16 protein-coding genes, 1 tRNA gene and 2 pseudogenes are annotated in these 15,016 nt (G+C 59.6%); 6 read left to right on the top strand and 13 right to left on the bottom strand.

Annotated elements, in window-relative coordinates:
• Positions 1 to 16: 16 nt before the first annotated feature.
• From J1W56_RS01040 to J1W56_RS01025, 4 genes are read right to left on the bottom strand one after another with little or no spacing between them, the layout of a single operon-like run.
• Entirely contained in the window at positions 17 to 1,138 is a 1,122-nt protein-coding gene (locus tag J1W56_RS01040; RefSeq protein ID WP_223611331.1) for an ABC transporter permease, read from the bottom strand.
• Between the two features lie 7 nt (positions 1,139 to 1,145).
• Entirely contained in the window at positions 1,146 to 2,285 is a 1,140-nt protein-coding gene (locus J1W56_RS01035; protein WP_223611330.1) for an ABC transporter permease, read from the bottom strand.
• Positions 2,282 to 4,054: an ATP-binding cassette domain-containing protein gene (locus tag J1W56_RS01030; RefSeq protein WP_223611329.1), complete on the bottom strand. Its 1,773-nt coding sequence runs from the start codon at positions 4,052 to 4,054 to the stop codon at positions 2,282 to 2,284. The genes J1W56_RS01035 and J1W56_RS01030 overlap by 4 nt, the downstream gene beginning before the upstream one ends.
• Positions 4,051 to 5,079, bottom strand: a complete 1,029-nt coding sequence (locus J1W56_RS01025; protein WP_223611328.1) for an HlyD family efflux transporter periplasmic adaptor subunit — start codon at positions 5,077 to 5,079, stop codon at positions 4,051 to 4,053. The genes J1W56_RS01030 and J1W56_RS01025 overlap by 4 nt, the downstream gene beginning before the upstream one ends.
• Before the next feature lie 90 nt (positions 5,080 to 5,169).
• Between J1W56_RS01025 and J1W56_RS01020 the strand changes: the two genes are divergently transcribed.
• The gene (locus J1W56_RS01020) at positions 5,170 to 5,859 is read left to right on the top strand and encodes a CerR family C-terminal domain-containing protein (RefSeq protein WP_223611327.1); all 690 of its coding nucleotides are present in this window, start codon (positions 5,170 to 5,172) and stop codon (positions 5,857 to 5,859) included.
• A 34-nt stretch (positions 5,860 to 5,893) separates the two neighbouring features.
• On the opposite strand, the gene J1W56_RS01015 is transcribed toward J1W56_RS01020, so the two are convergent.
• From J1W56_RS01015 to J1W56_RS01005, 3 genes are all read right to left on the bottom strand, one after another.
• The gene (locus J1W56_RS01015; protein WP_223611326.1) at positions 5,894 to 6,187 is read right to left on the bottom strand and encodes a helix-turn-helix domain-containing protein; all 294 of its coding nucleotides are present in this window, start codon (positions 6,185 to 6,187) and stop codon (positions 5,894 to 5,896) included.
• A gap of 30 nt (positions 6,188 to 6,217) precedes the next feature.
• Positions 6,218 to 6,466: a helix-turn-helix domain-containing protein gene (locus J1W56_RS01010; RefSeq protein ID WP_223611325.1), complete on the bottom strand. Its 249-nt coding sequence runs from the start codon at positions 6,464 to 6,466 to the stop codon at positions 6,218 to 6,220.
• A gap of 141 nt (positions 6,467 to 6,607) precedes the next feature.
• Complete coding sequence (locus tag J1W56_RS01005; RefSeq protein ID WP_223611324.1) at positions 6,608 to 6,847, bottom strand: helix-turn-helix domain-containing protein; 240 nt, start codon at positions 6,845 to 6,847, stop codon at positions 6,608 to 6,610.
• A 332-nt stretch (positions 6,848 to 7,179) separates the two neighbouring features.
• Here J1W56_RS01005 and J1W56_RS01000 point away from each other — a divergent pair, with 332 nt between their 5' ends.
• Together J1W56_RS01000 and J1W56_RS26120 are read left to right on the top strand one after the other, a co-directional pair.
• On the top strand, positions 7,180 to 7,563 hold the full coding sequence (locus J1W56_RS01000) for a VOC family protein (protein WP_223611323.1): 384 nt from the start codon (positions 7,180 to 7,182) through the stop codon (positions 7,561 to 7,563).
• Between the two features lie 304 nt (positions 7,564 to 7,867).
• Positions 7,868 to 7,996: pseudogene (locus J1W56_RS26120) on the top strand (BA14K family protein); the annotation flags it as partial.
• Between the two features lie 63 nt (positions 7,997 to 8,059).
• Here J1W56_RS26120 and J1W56_RS00990 read toward each other — a convergent pair.
• Positions 8,060 to 8,503 carry a MarR family winged helix-turn-helix transcriptional regulator gene (locus J1W56_RS00990; protein WP_223611321.1) on the bottom strand — a complete coding sequence of 148 codons (444 nt, stop codon included), beginning with the start codon at positions 8,501 to 8,503 and terminating at the stop codon, positions 8,060 to 8,062.
• An 86-nt stretch (positions 8,504 to 8,589) separates the two neighbouring features.
• On the opposite strand from J1W56_RS00990, the gene J1W56_RS00985 reads away from it, so the two are divergent.
• Positions 8,590 to 8,985, top strand: a complete 396-nt coding sequence (locus J1W56_RS00985) for an ester cyclase (protein ID WP_223611320.1) — start codon at positions 8,590 to 8,592, stop codon at positions 8,983 to 8,985.
• 101 nt (positions 8,986 to 9,086) lie between these two features.
• Here J1W56_RS00985 and J1W56_RS00980 read toward each other — a convergent pair.
• Positions 9,087 to 9,178 (bottom strand) — tRNA-Ser (locus J1W56_RS00980).
• Positions 9,179 to 9,285: 107 nt separating this feature from the next.
• Here J1W56_RS00980 and J1W56_RS00975 point away from each other — a divergent pair.
• Complete coding sequence (locus J1W56_RS00975; RefSeq protein WP_223611319.1) at positions 9,286 to 9,867, top strand: hypothetical protein; 582 nt, start codon at positions 9,286 to 9,288, stop codon at positions 9,865 to 9,867.
• Positions 9,868 to 10,072: 205 nt separating this feature from the next.
• Here J1W56_RS00975 and J1W56_RS00970 read toward each other — a convergent pair whose 3' ends face one another.
• Together J1W56_RS00970 and J1W56_RS00965 are read right to left on the bottom strand one after the other, a co-directional pair.
• Positions 10,073 to 10,342: a hypothetical protein gene (locus J1W56_RS00970; protein ID WP_223611318.1), complete on the bottom strand. Its 270-nt coding sequence runs from the start codon at positions 10,340 to 10,342 to the stop codon at positions 10,073 to 10,075.
• A 74-nt stretch (positions 10,343 to 10,416) separates the two neighbouring features.
• Positions 10,417 to 11,088, bottom strand: coding sequence for a class I SAM-dependent methyltransferase (locus J1W56_RS00965; RefSeq protein WP_223611317.1), 672 nt, complete (start codon positions 11,086 to 11,088; stop codon positions 10,417 to 10,419).
• A gap of 802 nt (positions 11,089 to 11,890) precedes the next feature.
• Here J1W56_RS00965 and J1W56_RS00960 point away from each other — a divergent pair.
• The gene (locus tag J1W56_RS00960; protein WP_223611316.1) at positions 11,891 to 12,559 is read left to right on the top strand and encodes a hypothetical protein; all 669 of its coding nucleotides are present in this window, start codon (positions 11,891 to 11,893) and stop codon (positions 12,557 to 12,559) included.
• Between the two features lie 95 nt (positions 12,560 to 12,654).
• On the opposite strand, the pseudogene J1W56_RS00955 reads toward J1W56_RS00960, so the two are convergent.
• Both J1W56_RS00955 and J1W56_RS00950 read right to left on the bottom strand, forming a co-directional pair.
• Positions 12,655 to 13,580, bottom strand: a pseudogene (locus J1W56_RS00955) (tyrosine-type recombinase/integrase).
• 329 nt (positions 13,581 to 13,909) lie between these two features.
• Positions 13,910 to 14,992, bottom strand: a complete 1,083-nt coding sequence (locus tag J1W56_RS00950) for a porin (RefSeq protein ID WP_223611315.1) — start codon at positions 14,990 to 14,992, stop codon at positions 13,910 to 13,912.
• Between the last annotated feature and the right edge of the window lie 24 nt (positions 14,993 to 15,016).

Below are 15,016 nucleotides of genomic sequence, written 5' to 3'. Positions count from 1 at the left end.
AGTTCGTGCAGGATTTTCACACCAGCCGGTGACGGAACAGCCAGGATGAAACCGGCAGTGTCACCACCGAAATGCCGATGAGCGCCAGCATTTCCGGCAGGAGCTGGCGAATCCCTGCACCTTCCAGATAGACCTGGTGCGTGATGCTGATGGCATAGCGCAGCGGATTGATCAGCGTGAAATATTGCAGGATATCCGGCATGTTGCCGATGGGCGCCGTCAGGCCCGACAGCAGCATGAACGGCATCAAGAGCACGAAGGAAAAGATCATCGCCTGCTGCATGTTCGCGGCCAGCGACGACAGGAAAAGCCCGATGCCGACCGCTGCCGCCAGAAACAGGATCAATCCCATATAAAGAATGAGGTAGGACCCGGCGAAGGGGATCTGGAACCACAGCTGCGCAACGAGCAGGATGAGCGTTGCCTGCGTGGTGCCCACCATCATCGACGGCAGGGCCTTGCCCACCATGATTTCGGAGGGGCGGAAGGGCGTGACCAGCAACTGGTCCAGCGTTCCCGCCTCCCGCTCGCGCGCCACGGACATGGCGGTCAGCATCATCGTCATCATCATGGTGATGGTGCCGATCAGTGACGGGATCATGTTCCAGCGCGTCTCCAGGCTCGGATTGTACCAGGCGCGTGTCGTCACCGTGATTCCGGTATTGGCGGTCTGGCCGTTCTCGGCACGCCAGCGATGGGTGAAATCCGTCACGATGGCGCTGACATAGCCCTGCGCCGTGCCCGCCGTATTGGAATTGCGCCCGTCGGCGATAACCTGCAACTGGGCAGGCCTTCCGGCCATCAGGTTCTTTTCAAAGTCCTGATCGATGACCAGAACCAGCAGAACGCGCCTGTTGTTGATGTAACCGGCGATATCGCCTGTCCGCTGCAGAGTGGCGATGCGGGTAAACGTGGCGGAACCGTCGAACCGTGCGGCCAGCGCCATCGAGGCGGCGCTGTGATCGTGATCGAGAAGGGCGTAGGGCACGTTGTTGAGGTCGTAGCTCGCGGCATAGCCGAAGACAAGGCATTGCATGATCGGCGGCACCACCAGCACGATGCGGCTCTTGGGGTCCTTTAGCATGGCTAGCAATTCCTTGCGGATAAGGGCGATGATGCGGAAGAGCGACTGGATCATGGCTGCCTCACCCGAGTTTCTTGCGCGTTGCCCGCACGGAAGCGGCCATCAGCACCGTTGCCATCACCGCAAGCACCGCGGCGTTGGGCAGGATCACCCCCCAGATATCGCCGGCGAGAAACAGGGTCTGCAGCACGCTGACGAAATAGCGGCCTGGGAAAATATAGGTGATGAACTGGATGACGAGCGGCATGCTGCGGATGTCGAACATGAAGCCGGACAGCATCATCGCGGGCAGGAAGGTGACGACGAGGGTGACCTGACTGGCAACGAACTGGCTTTTGGTGACCGATGAAATCAGCAGGCCGATACCGAGCGCCACCATCAGATAGAGCATCGAGACGATGACGAGTATCCACAGCGAGCCGCGCAGCGGCACATGGAACAGGATCTGGCTGCCGACAACGGACAATGCCAGCCCGAGCATGCCGAGAACGAAATAGGGAATGATCTTGCCGAGCAGGATTTCAACCGGCCGCACCGGCGTAACGAACAGGGCCTCGAAGGTACCGCGCTCCCATTCCCGCGCCATGACGAGCGCGGTCAGGAGTGCGCCGATCAGCGTCATGACCAGCACGATCAGCCCCGGCACGAGGAAATAGCTGCTTTCATTGGCCTCGTTGAACCAGAGCCGTGTCTGTATATCCACGGAAGCGCCATTGCTCGTGATCCTGCCTTCGGCCGCCTGCCGCGCCAGCCACGTGGCAACGGCGCCTTGCGCATAGGCCAGAGAAATGCGCGCCGTATTGGCATCGGTGCCGTTGACGACGATCTGGATATCGCCATTGCCCAGCGCAACGTTTCGGGCAAATTGCGGCGGAATGCGCACGATGCCGCTGACGGTCTTGTCCTTGAGCAGCCGCTCGGCCTCCGCCATCGTCTTGACCGGATGGGTCTGGAAATAGTCCGAAAGCTCGAAACCCGACACCGCGCCGCGCGCTTCGGCGGAATTCTCTTCCATCACGAGGGCGACCGGCAGGTTCTTCAGATCGAAGGACAGGCCGTAGCCGAACAGGATCAGCAGCATCATCGGCATGACGATGCCGACGGCGATGCTGCTGGGATCGCGGATCACCTGCCAGGATTCCTTGCGCACCAGCGCCAGGATGCGCCGCAGGCTGCCCGAATGCTGCGATGCGGCGGTCATGCTGCCTTACCCCGGTTTTCGGTGGCGCTGCGCGATTCCTCGACAATGGCGATGAATGCATCCTCCATGTTCGGCTCGCGCCCGTCCTGCGGTTTGGCATGGCCACGGATGTCGGCGGGCGTTCCCTCGGCAAGGTTGCGCCCGGCATCCATGATCATGATCCGGTCGCAATATTCCGCTTCTTCCATGAAATGCGTGGTGACGATGACCGTTACGCCCTGTTCCGACAGGGCGGTGATGCGGCCCCAGAATTCGCGTCGGGCGAGGGGATCGGCACCGCTCGTTGCCTCGTCGAGGAACAGGATATCCGGTTCGTGCAACAGTGCGGCGGCCATGGCCAGGCGCTGCTTGAACCCGCCGGGCAACTGGCCGCTCGGCAGCGTCGCCAGTTCACCGAGTTCAAACTGCTGCTTCGACCAGTCGATGCGTTCGCGTTTTTTCGCGCCGCGCAGGCCATAGGCGCTGGCGAAGAAATCCAGGTTCTCGTCCACCGAGAGATCACCGTAGAGCGAGAATTTCTGCGCGACATAGCCCAGATTCTGCCGCGCCTCCGCCCGCGCCGTGCGCAAATCCGCACCGGCAACCCGCAATGTTCCGCTGGTTGCAGGAATCAACCCGCACAGCATGCGGAATGTGGTGCTCTTGCCCGCACCGTTCGGCCCGAGCAGCCCATAGATCTCGCCGCGCTTCACCCGGAAACTGACATGGTTCACCGCGGCGAAATCCCCGAACATGCGCACGAGGTCATGCACCTCAACGGAAATCTCATCCTTGCGTGCCGAGTCTGCCGAGCGCTGCAGCTCCAGGCTGCTGGAATGGCCTTCGCCCGCCACGGCGCTGAACAGCACCATGAAGCCGTCCTCGAAACGCGGCGGGGTTGCGGTCAGCGCCACGGGCCGGCCGTCGACGCTGAGTTTGCCGTTGAAACCCGGTTGCCGGACGATGCGCACCTTGCCTGCTTCAGGCACCGCATCCACCACGCCGTCATGGCGGAACAGCCGCGCCTGCAGCGAGCGGGCATTCATGCCGTCCTGCGGCGCGGCGATGAACACATTGCCTTTCGCGCGGGCGGTGATCTCGTCGGGCTTGCCCTGCGCCAGCACCTTGCCCAGATGCATGACGACCGCATGGTCGCAGAACTCGGCCTCGTCGAGATAGGAGGTGCTGACGATGACCGTCAGGCCGTCTTCGCGCACCAGTTTCAGCACGATCTGCCACAGTTCCCGCCGCGACAGCGGATCGACGCCGACGGTCGGCTCATCGAGCAGCAGCAATTCCGGCGAGCGTACCAGCGTGCAGGCAAGACCGAGCTTCTGCTTCATGCCGCCGGACAGTTTTCCCGCCAGCCGTTCGGTGAAACGGCCAAGATTGGTCATGTCCATCAGCCGCGGATAAATCTCGCGGCGCTGGTTCGGGGTGATGCCATGCAGGTCCGCATAAAGATCGAGATTTTGCTGAACGCTCAGATCCTCATAAAGACCGAATTTCTGCGGCATGTAGCCGATGCGGTTCTGCACCGCCTGCGGATCGGCCGCGACATCGATGCCGAGCACCTTGAGTTCGCCGCTCTCGGCCGCCATCAGCCCGGCCATCAGCCGCAGGATTGTCGTCTTGCCCGCGCCGTCGGGCCCGACAAGGGCGGTCACCGTCCCGTGGCGCGCCTCAAACGAGACATCATCGAGCGCCTTGACCGTTTCGCCGGTATCGCGGTGGAACGTCTTGTGAATGGACCGCGCCGTGACGGGGGAGGCTGGCGCGGCGGCGGTCATGGTTTTGTGTCCGCCATTGGCGCAATCGCGTGCGGCGCGGCATCCGGCCGCAACGTGACGGTGGCCGGCATGCCGAGCCGCAGCACATCCTTCTGGTCCTCGACAAAGACGCGCACCTCATAGACGAGGCTGGTGCGCAGGTCGGTCGTCTCCACCGTTTTCGGCGTGAACTCCGCCACCGGCGAGATGAAGCCGACCCAGCCGTCCAGCGGCTGATCGGGAAAACTGTCCGTGGTGATCCTGGCCCGCATGCCGGGGCGCAGATGGCCGAGATTGGTTTCGGAGACATAGGCGCGCACCCATTTCGTGCCGCGCGTTGCCAGCGAAAACACCGGTTTGCTGGGCGCTGCAATCTCGCCCGGTTCCATCAGCCGCGAGCGCACGACGCCATCAAACGGCGCAAAAAGCTGCGCATCGGCAAGCTGCTGGCGCATGAGCGCCAGTTGCGCCTCGCTGCCGCGCAACTGCGCTTCGCTCTGGCTGATTTCCTCGACACGCGGACCGGCGATGGCAAGCGCCAGCGCACTTTGCGCCACGTCGACCTTGGCATCGGCAACAGCCGCCGCCGCGCGCGCCGTATCAAGGTCCTGCTTGCTGGCGGTGGCATTGGCGGTCAGTACGCTTTGGCGCTCGAATTGCGCCTTGGCGTTCAACGCATCGGCCTGTGCCGACACCAGATTGGCGCGGGCCTGGGCGATTTCCTCGGGCCGGCTGCCGTTTTTCAGCTGGAGCAGTGCGGCCTGCTGGGCGGCGACCGTTGCTTCCGCCTGCTGCACCTGCGGGGCGAGGCGGCTGGTATCGAGCCGCGCCAGCACCTGGCCCTTGCCCACGACATCACCTTCTTCCGCCAGCACCTCGGCAATCCGCTCCGATCCGTTGAAGGCAAGCGATGCCTGCCGCAGGTCGACATTGCCGTACAGCGTCAGCGCATCGTTCGTCGATGACGGGCGATAGTACCACCAGGCTCCGCCGGCGAGGGCGGCGATGAGGATCAGCGGAAGCAGGAAACGGATGATTTTGCTCATGCGCCATCATACAGGCCGTGTGCGCATTATGTCAAATTTGAATTTCAATTTGAACTTTTAATCCTTTCAAATCTGGGTTACTGTACGGGCATGATACGCAAAACACCTCGAAAACTTCCCGGACGGCGCGAGGACGGCGCTTCGACCAAGGCCCAGATTCTGGAAGCGGCGGGCGAAATCTTTGCCGAAAAAGGCTTTGACCGCGCCACGGGCAAGGAGATCGCCGAGCGGGCCGGGAGCAATTCGGCCGCGGTGAATTATTATTATGGCGGCATTGAAGGGCTCTATGCCGCGGTGCTGGTCGAGGCGCACCGGCGGCTCCTGACCTACGACCGGCTGGTGGCGCTGGCGCAGGGACCGGGGGCTTCCATCGACAAGCTGAAAATCCTCATCGGACTGATTGCCGCGGCAATCACCGCCCCGGCGTCATCCACATGGGTGTTGCGGGTGCTGAGCCGCGAGATTCTCGCGCCATCCCAGGCCTTTCCCGTGTTGTTGAATCAGGAGGTGCTGCCGAAGAAACAGGTGGTAACCGGGCTCGTTGCCGATATTCTGGGGGTGCCCGCCGACCATCCGGCGGTGGGGCGGTGTTTGCTCAATATGGTCTCGCCCTTTGCCATGCTGCTGCTCGGCAACCGCCAACTGCTGTCACAGGTTCTGCCCGATCTCTTCGCACCGGCGCCCGGTGCGCAGGAAGCCATTATCGCCCATTTCCAGCGTTTTGCTTTGGCGGGATTGGCGGCGACAGCGGCGGAGTTGAAGCGGGAAGCCGGGGGCTAGCGTCTGTTTCATGCTGGAAGCGCGGCAGGCCGGATCACTCTTTCATCCGCAGTCTCACCCCCGGACCACCATTCACCATTTCACCATCCGCCTCAAAGATAACCCCCGCTGTTTCCAGAGCCGCTGCGATAGCCATGATGGTCGCTGGTTTCAGTTTCTCGCCGCGTTCCAATCGGGCGATTGTATCCGTCGACACGCGGGCAAGAGCCGCGAGATCACGCACGCCAAGTCCCAAAGCCGCACGCGCCATTTTGCACTGTAAATCGATCATTTTCGCTGCACGGTTACGATTTTTCCGGAGGCGCCGGAGTAAATAATCGCGGGGCAAGAGAATCAACCGTCCGGCATTTACCAGCGCTTACCTGACCAACCGCACGCCACCGCCACCGCTGGTCATCTCACCATCCTGCTGGAACACCACGCCCTCGGCCTTGAGCGCATCGGTTACCGCATCCAGGGTATCGGTGCGGACTTTCACTCTTTCGCTTCCGAAGGCCTCCATGTTGCGTATGGTGTTGGCGCTCACGCCCGCCTTCTCGGCGAGGGTGATCTGCTCCATGCCAATCAGCGAACGGGCTGCTCTGATCTGATTTCCGATAATAGCCATGTTGTTTCCAGAGTAAACGTTTTTGGTATTATACCTAAGTTCAATTGACCGTAAATGAGCTCGGCGCGTATGGTTTCAGTCGCAATATTTTTGGTAATGATCACTAATCAGGAGAGGCGGTTCGGCACAAGGCAGTGTACATCATCCCGCAGGCAGTCTCACCCCCGGACCGCCCGGCGTCATTTCTCCCTCGGCCTGAAAGATGACCCCTTGAGCTTCCAGCGCGCGCTTGATGACATCGAGTGTTGCGTGGCGCGGCTCGGATACACCGCTCTCAAATTGCCGCACCGTCACAATGCCAACATGCGCCGCATCGGCAAGTTGCTGCTGAGACCATTGGATAAGGGCGCGTGCTGCGCGGCATTGTGCAGATGTGATCATGCTTTCCTATAGTAAATCCCGACTATTTTTACCAGAACTGTCGAAAATAGATGGTTTTAAACAGTATGAATTTCAGCATCAGTCTGCCTGGAAATTTTCGAAGCTATGCCCGGAATATAAGGGAACATCGACGCCGCCGATATCGACAATGAGCGGCAGCAATCGGCAATCCAATATGTCTGCGACATCGCCGACGAGCGTCTGGTTGTCATTAAAGCTTTGCTCGACGGGGCGAACACGAACGCTGCTTAAAGTGGAAGCTGGACCGTTGCCACAGCATTCCTCCTCGGATATCCCGATGAAAACCTATCCCGCAGAAGAGACCAGCCCCCATGCACGCGACATCCCACCCCATTGCCGCGGTTCTGGTTCATGTCGGCGATGTTGAAGCGGGGCTCGCATGGTATCAGCGCGCGTTTCCTGAGGCTGTCCGCACGCGGCTCGACGAATTTGATTTCGACTTCCTGCAGCTCGGCTCCGTCTGCCTTGAAATCGTGCCTGCAGACGCGCAGGTGGGGTCAGGGCCTTTCGGCTCCGTCGTCTATTGGGCGGTGGACGATTTTGACGCCGCTCTGGCGCATGTGGAAAAACTGGGCGCCACGCTCTATCGCGGGCCGCTGGCGATACAGGATGGCCTTGTCATGTGCCAGGTTCGTGATCCCTGGGGCAACTGCATCGGTTTGCGGGGTCCCCGGCCTGCGGCGATATCCGGATAAGGCGCGCTGCGGGCGAGGTGAACGCAATACCGTTCATACTCTGTTCATCCTTGAAGGCGCACCTATCCCCGGTATGAATCGATAGGAGTGACGAATGAAAAATCTTGTTTCGCTGTTTACTGCCGGCTTGCTGGCGGTTCTTGTTGGATTGACTTCGGTCGTTTCTTCGAATGCGGCACCGGTATCGGCCCAGAAGGCGCCGGTTGTATCCAATGTCGAGCAGGTGCAGTACGTTGAGCGGCGCCGCCACGACAATCGCCGTTGGGATCGCCGCGATGACCGTCGCTGGGATCGCCGTGATGATCACCGCCGCCCGCACTACAACAATCGCGGCTACCGTCCCGGCTACTGGAAGAATCATCGCGGCTACCGTGAACATCGCCGCGGCTATCGCCGTCACAGCGATGGCTACTGGTATCCGCTGGGTGTCTTCCGTCTCTGATTCCCATCAGAACGCTTGAATGCAGAAAGGGCGGCTCGCGAGAGCCGCCTTTTTCTATGGCCGGCTGCTCTCCAGTGCCGCGCCGAGAGTGGCCAGCAGATCCCTCGACGCGGCGATGTCCTCAAGCCGCATCCCGGCGGACAGCGCATTCACCCATTCGGCCTGGCGCCGCATCAGCGCCTCATAGGACGCAGTCCCCTGAGACGTCGGGCCGAGCAGGCTGGCGCGGCGGTGCCGCGGGTTCGGGCCGTAGGCCGCAAGCCCGTCATGCACCAGCTCATCGGCCAGGCGCTGCACGCTCTGGCGCGTCTGGGCGAGGTGGCGGGCGACATCCGCCACGGTTGCGGCCTCCTGAACGATCGCGCCCATGACCTGCCAGCGCGCGGCGGTCAATCCGAACGGCGCGCTCAGGCGGTTGCCGGCCTCGGTCAGGCGGCCGGCGGTTTGCAGGATGTCCCAGACGAGCCGGCTCAATTCTTCGCCCTGAGGGGTGCGCATGCTGATCTCCCGAATTTCCAGTGACATATTGACAGCATGTTGTCAAAATGCAAAATTGACAACACATTGTCAAATTGAGGTATAGCATGACCCCGTCTGAACTTGTCAAAGGCCTGTATGAGGATTGTCTCAATCCGCGCCTGCTCGAGCGGCTTCCGGAGTATCTGTCGGAGGGTTTCGTCGGCGCCGGCGGCGAGCAGGGGCCGCAAGGCTTCCGGCAGACCGTCGAACGGATGATCACGGCGTTTCCCGGCCTGCGGTTTGAGCTGGAAGACCTGTTTGCGGCGGGAGACAGGGTATGCGTGCGCTGGCGCTTCGAGGCGGCGCATCTGGGGCCGCTGTCGGGTATCGCGCCCACCGGCAAGACCGCGGTTCAGCAGGGAATCGCCATCTATCAGGCGCAGGATGGCAAGCTGACGCGGGCATGGCTGCAGGTCGACCGCCTGGGTGTCCTGCAGCAGATCGGGGCGGTAACGCTCTGACGGAAAGGGGCGTGCCAGACAGACCGGGACATGCACGGCAACCGGCGGTGTCTGAGTGCCTGCACTGGGGGATAACGGTCTTGGAGGGCAAGGGTGGAAAATGGCGGAGAGGAAGGGATTCGAACCCTCGAGACCGTTTAACGGGCCTACTCCCTTAGCAGGGGAGCGCCTTCGACCACTCGGCCACCTCTCCAAGGACGCTGACTAAAGAGGAAACCCTTTGTTGGCAAGGCCTTTGTGTAAGTTTTCTGATTTTTCTATTTTGCAGTTCCGTGCCGTGGAAAACGGAACGAAGCGGTAATGGTTCGACACAAACGGCACAAAATTGGCACAAGCAAATCACCGTTTGTTCTTGCGGGTATTGCCGGAAAATACCCGGTTTACCACCTCCCGGTCGGCATCTCCTTGGACATAGGTGTCGAGAAGCAGCCTCCGGCTTTTGGAGCCGCCCAAATTCGTGGCTGGTCAGTTTTGGCGGCCCGAATCCTTGATGGCTTTGTTATGCGGCTTCGCAATCGAATGCCTGCTGGCATACCCAAACACGAGACGCGGATGTCGATCACTGATGCTGGCAAGATCGGCCATCGAATGCGGCTCAGTGATCTCGTAACCAGACAGGACCGCGACCTACTTGCTGTATTTCTCGCAGATATTCTTCCTATGAGGATCTCCGTATTCCTCACAATTATAGCCGCACTGATAATCGCCACGGCCATTGACTTGGATTTCGTTCATCTTCTCTTTCGCAGAATCCAGGCAGTACGACACAGACGTGAAATGCGGCGTTACGACAAATTTTGTTCGGTCGGTTCGATCCGGGTAAACAATGGCAGACCACCCGGCAGGGCGATCATCACAACCAGCCAGCAAGAGAAGAGCTAGGAATAGTAGAATTCTCAATATAGCGTTTCCAGTTCCTGTTGATCTTCATTGAGAATTTAACCGTCGTTCATTTATGTTCTGGGTCCGGGGAGCCGTCAAAGTTTTTCTCATCCTCTAAAGCATTTCTTCCATGCGGATGGGACCTTGGAAGACACGCCGCGAGCTTTCGCCGGAGCAGGGGGCAACAAGAGGGTCTGGAAGGTTTTTACAGAAAACCAAACTGCCGGCACTTGCTGAGAAAACTTTTCACCGGCTCGGCGTTCATCGCCGGGTCACGTGCAAAATTCTCGCAGACGGTGCGAACCTTCTCGGTTTCTCCCTCTTTTGCTCCGGCGGCGTCATAAAATGCGTTCTCGGCATCCCGCATTGGCTGCGCTTGTTCTTTCTGCTCCCTGTGTGCTGCGTTGTACGTCGCCGCATAAAAAGCACCTCCGGCGACAAGCGCGATACAAGCAGCAATAGTCAGGTACTTCATTCCTCGCCCTTTGTTCTCCCGCATCCCGGTGCAGCCTATCCGATCCGGGAATGGCGCGCCATGCGCGATACGGATCAGGCATGGGCGACCCAGCCCCGAAAGCTGAAAGCCGCATAAAACAGCTCGACGCGCGCAAAACCGGCCTCGATCAGGATCGCTTCGTCCTGCTCGGGCGCAAGAATGTGGGTTTTCGTGTCGACAGCCCGCTGCATGTTCGCAGCCTTTTCAGGATCAAGCCCGGCCGCGACCGCAAAGGCGGCGTAGCGCGATAGCCATGTCGCACGCGCGCCGTCGCCTTGCGGGATGCTGAGATGGGCGGTGACAAAAGGCGCGCCGGGCTTGAGGCGGCGCCTGACTTCGGCTGCCGTACGCCGCCGCTCATCCATATCCATGAAATGCTGGGTCAGCAGGCACGTCGCCGCATCGTAGGGGCCGTCAGGCGCATCGCCGATATAGCCCTGCTGCAGCCGCGCCCGCGCCGCCAGCGGCCCCAGTGTCCGTTCGGCCAGATGAAGCATCTCGGCGGACGGATCGATGCCGTCAAAAATCCAGCCCGGATGGGCCTGCGCGAACATCTTCAATTCCAGCCCGCCGCCAGCGCCAAGAACCAGCACCCGGGCGTCGTCAGGGGCACGTTCGGCCAGCAGAAGCGTGGTCATGCGCTGCATGGCATCAAAGCCGGGCACGAAACGGGTCGGGTCTTCGGCATAGCGCGCCACGGCCTGCGGATCGGAAAATGGGGTCATCGCGCTTGCGCCTCCAGCGGGTATGGCATCGGTTTGTACATCCGCCGGGCAGGGACTGTGCCCGACAACCGGTTTGCAAATTTCATGATACTTTATATGTTACGTGATATGGAGAAATCAAGACCTGGAGCCTTGCTGCCGGCGGTCGGCACCGTCGCTCTGCCGATGCACCGGCGGAAACCGCTTTGTCCGTTGACGGCCAGCCACTGGCTGCGTCAGTGCCTGCGCATCGTTCCGATGCCTGAGGGATAAAGTGCGGCGCAGCACAGCCCATGTATTATCGGACGAGTGGAATAATTTTTTCTTGGCGGTTTTACGGACACAGGCACGCAATTCTTGCCTGTATCTTGTTTTGCCCTCTTGTCTTGTGATTTTTTTTGAGAGACGTAATATATACGCTGATTCACGGTGATTTTGAACATGTCGAGGTTGGGTATACTTGACCGAGGCTGTTGCAAAGCCGGAAATGAGGCCCGGCAGGGGGGGATCATCGGGGGATGAATTGCCGAGCCTCACGTTGCCCGAAGGTGACAACGTGCGCTTGATACCATCAGAAGCTGAGGGGGAGATTATCCCAACCTGAGGCGAAACTGAGGGAATCACAGCGATGAGTCAAAAGGCCTCAACCCGGCGCCATGCGCCGGGTTGAGGCTGTTTCCGGGGCGGCAGACACGGCCAAACCATTCAAGCCCCACGCATTTTCAAGAACAAAATGCCTATGTTTAATTTTGTGTTTCTTCTTCCCGCGTTTTTTGTATCGTGTGCGCCAGACTCGTCTTATTCAGGAACCATGAGGGCAGAGATGAAATCTTGGCGTTCGGTTGGTGTTGGAGCGCTGGTCAGCGCGGCAGTTCTCGGGTTTTCTTCCGGTCAGGCAATGGCCGCCAGAAGGGCCCATCCCTTCATATATTTTGCCACCACGGATCCTTTCCTGCAGCCCGGAGAGGCGCCGACGCGCAATGATGTCACGCTGCTGGGCGGACCGTTCGCACGCGATACCGCGGGCAGCGCCATCCATCTCTTCAATGTGGACTACACCAAGAATTATCTAGTCGGCGTCACCTATGGGCGCGATGTCTACAATCTCGGATCAGGATTTCAGCTTGGCGGCGTTGTCGGCGTCGCGTTGCGGTTCGGTGAGGACGACGACACATCGGGCGAGATCTGGACCGGCGTCCGGCTGCGCCACCAGGGCCTCGTTATCGGCAATGTGGTGATCTCCCCGGCATTCACGGCCGGCTTCAGCGCGGTGACCGGCGAGACCCAGATCGAGAAGGAACGCGAACTGCGCTATAATGGCGATGCTTCCTTCCTTGGCTTTCTCGGGCCGGAACTTTCATTTCGCTGGGGCGGGGCGCCCAACCTTGAAGTGACGTGGCAATTGCATCACCGCTCCGGTGCCGGCGAAACCTTCGGCAATATGGGGGAAGGTTCAAACGCCAATACGATCGGTATCCGTTATCGCTTCTGAGGCCGTTCGCCGATCGGGCGCGGTGCAGGGTGCGAACACTCTAGCTTTCCACCGCATGGGACAGTCGCGAATATCCGGCTTTTCCGCGCCGGTCGTCAATTCTGCTCCAGCACGACAACGCAGGGATCAAGATCATGCGTTGCCAGATGCGCGTACCGCATGGTCATCTGCAACGTCTGGTGGCCGAGCCAGATTTGCACGCGCCTGATATCGATGCCGCCGCGCACCAGCCGCGATGCGCAGGTATGGCGCAAAATATGCGGCACGACCTGATCGTCTGTCCCCAATCCGACCTCGGCCTTGGCTTCATTCCAGATGGCACGGAAGCGCGGCTGATCGTGCATGGCAAACGGACCCTTCAAGCGCCGCGTGGAATCTGGGTGACGTCATGGGCGCGCCGGGTCAAAGGCACCGTCCGGCTGCGCCCGGATTTTGTCAGCCAGAAGGTCGCGCGGCTTCCCTGCAGATCGTTCCAGTTCAACCCGATCGCCTCGCCGAGCCGGCACCCCGTATCGACGAGAAAGATGCTCAAACGATAGCTGTCTTCGCATTTGGCGCGAATGGCCGAGAACAGGCGGGCCTCTTCCTCAAGTTCGAGAAAGCGAATCCGGCCCTGTCTTTCCTTTTGCCGCCGAAACTCGGGCAGGCTGTAAATATCGCCCATCTTGTAAGCTTTCCGAAGCAATTTGCTCAAAGCAGCCATTTTGCGGTTGATGGTTGCATTGCTGTTGCCGCGCTCGCGGAGCGTGCCGATCACCGAATCGAGCATGTCCTGGGTGAAGACACTGAACCGGTTGCCGGCCAGAATCTCGCTGGTCTCGCCCAGGAAGGATTTGACATTGCCCTTGTGCGAACCGTCGTCCCAGAGAATCCCGATATAGCGCGCTGTCAGCTCATCCAGTGAATGGTCCCTGACCACGCGATTGCCGGTACGGTCCGCCGCCGCGTAGGTGACGTTGTACTGAAATCGAACCGGGAAGTCCGTGTCTGCCTGTTTGGCACCCATCGATGAAATTGTCATAGGGATCACGCTCTAAATCAGAAAAATATGCATAAATGAAATATGCAACGAGTTGTAATCGTCTTTCTGAAAAGCACAATCGGGTGGGTAATAGCACTTTAGGATGATACTATCCCGTTCGAGGAAGCCTTGCACAGCACCCTCAACAGTCCGTTCCCAGCGATATTGCCTCGACATTTCCAAATCTCCTCGGTCCGCGACCGCTTTGCTTTCCTTTCCTGCTAAATGTCTGTGCGCCGTGCTGACGGGCGCTGAAAATGGATTGGTGAAAATGAATTTGGGAAAATCCAGCGCCGGTAAATTCCGGCGCTGGGTCGTGAGTCATGGCATCAGAAATTGCGCTGGAAGCGAAGGAACCCGCCAAACGCGTCATCGCTTCCATTGTTGGCCAGGGATTTGGCCTTACGGGCACCATCGAACTTGGTGTAGTTGAGTTCAGGCGTGATGGTGAAGCCGGGAACCAGTTCGTAGGCGACATTGAGTGCGCCTGCGTAGGTGCCTTCGGATTCGTAAGCCAACTGTGCGTTGACGGTGGCCTTGTCCGAAACCTTGGCGGACAGACCGCCCCAGATAGCCCAGTCGCCTTCCCAGTTGCCAAACCAGTTGCGCTGTGCCAGGCGAACATTGCTGTCCCAATTGGACTGATACCCGCCCAAAATGAAGAGAGAGACAGCATCTGTGACTGTTAGATCCAAACGCAGCTTGCCAGCCCATTCCTCGATCTTGGCATCGTAGCCGATAACGCCTGAAATCCCGCCCCAAGCCTGCGCGAATTTTGCGCCGGCAAGAACATGCGGTGTGTAATCCTTGATGCGGTAATCGTAGTTGGCAATGTAATTGGCATCCTGCGTGCTGCCCTGTTCCGCAGCAATGATCGCCGAGAAGCCATTGCCGCCGGTTAATGTGTAGCTGATCTGGTTGGATGTGCCCGACTGGTAGTTGATCACATCATCGTTGATGACGTTGCCAGCTCCGCTGGTCCACGTACCGAAGATTTCATCCGATACGCCGACACGAAAACCGCCGAGCTCGATATAGGCTTGGGGAAGTGAAGTGCTGTCGCTGCCGTCCGCATAGTTGAACCGCGTTTCAGCATAGGAGCGCAACGTGCCGAGTTCGGTGTCCGAGCGGGCATCGAAGCGGATGGTGGCGCGGGATTTCAGTTTCCAGGTGCCGATTTTGCCGCCACTATAGACTTTATCGCCGCCCTGCGCATCGAACCGCACATAGCCGCTGACTTTCAGGCATGTCTCGGTTCCGGGGATGTAGAAGAAGCCCTTGCCGTATGCGTCGCAAACGCGAACATATTCGACAGCTTCCGGTTCGGCGACGACAACTGCATCGGCAGCGCGTGCGCCAGTGACTGCAACGAGGGTTGCAGCGGAGCCGAGTAGAAGGCTCTTGATGTTCATTTCTGACCTCCAGTCAAAGTTTGA

Origin of the sequence: Phyllobacterium calauticae, from assembly GCF_019991125.1 — a bacterium.
In the GTDB taxonomy this organism is placed as follows: Bacteria; Pseudomonadota; Alphaproteobacteria; order Rhizobiales; family Rhizobiaceae; genus Phyllobacterium; species Phyllobacterium calauticae.
This window is presented reverse-complemented; position numbering and strand designations above follow the sequence as displayed.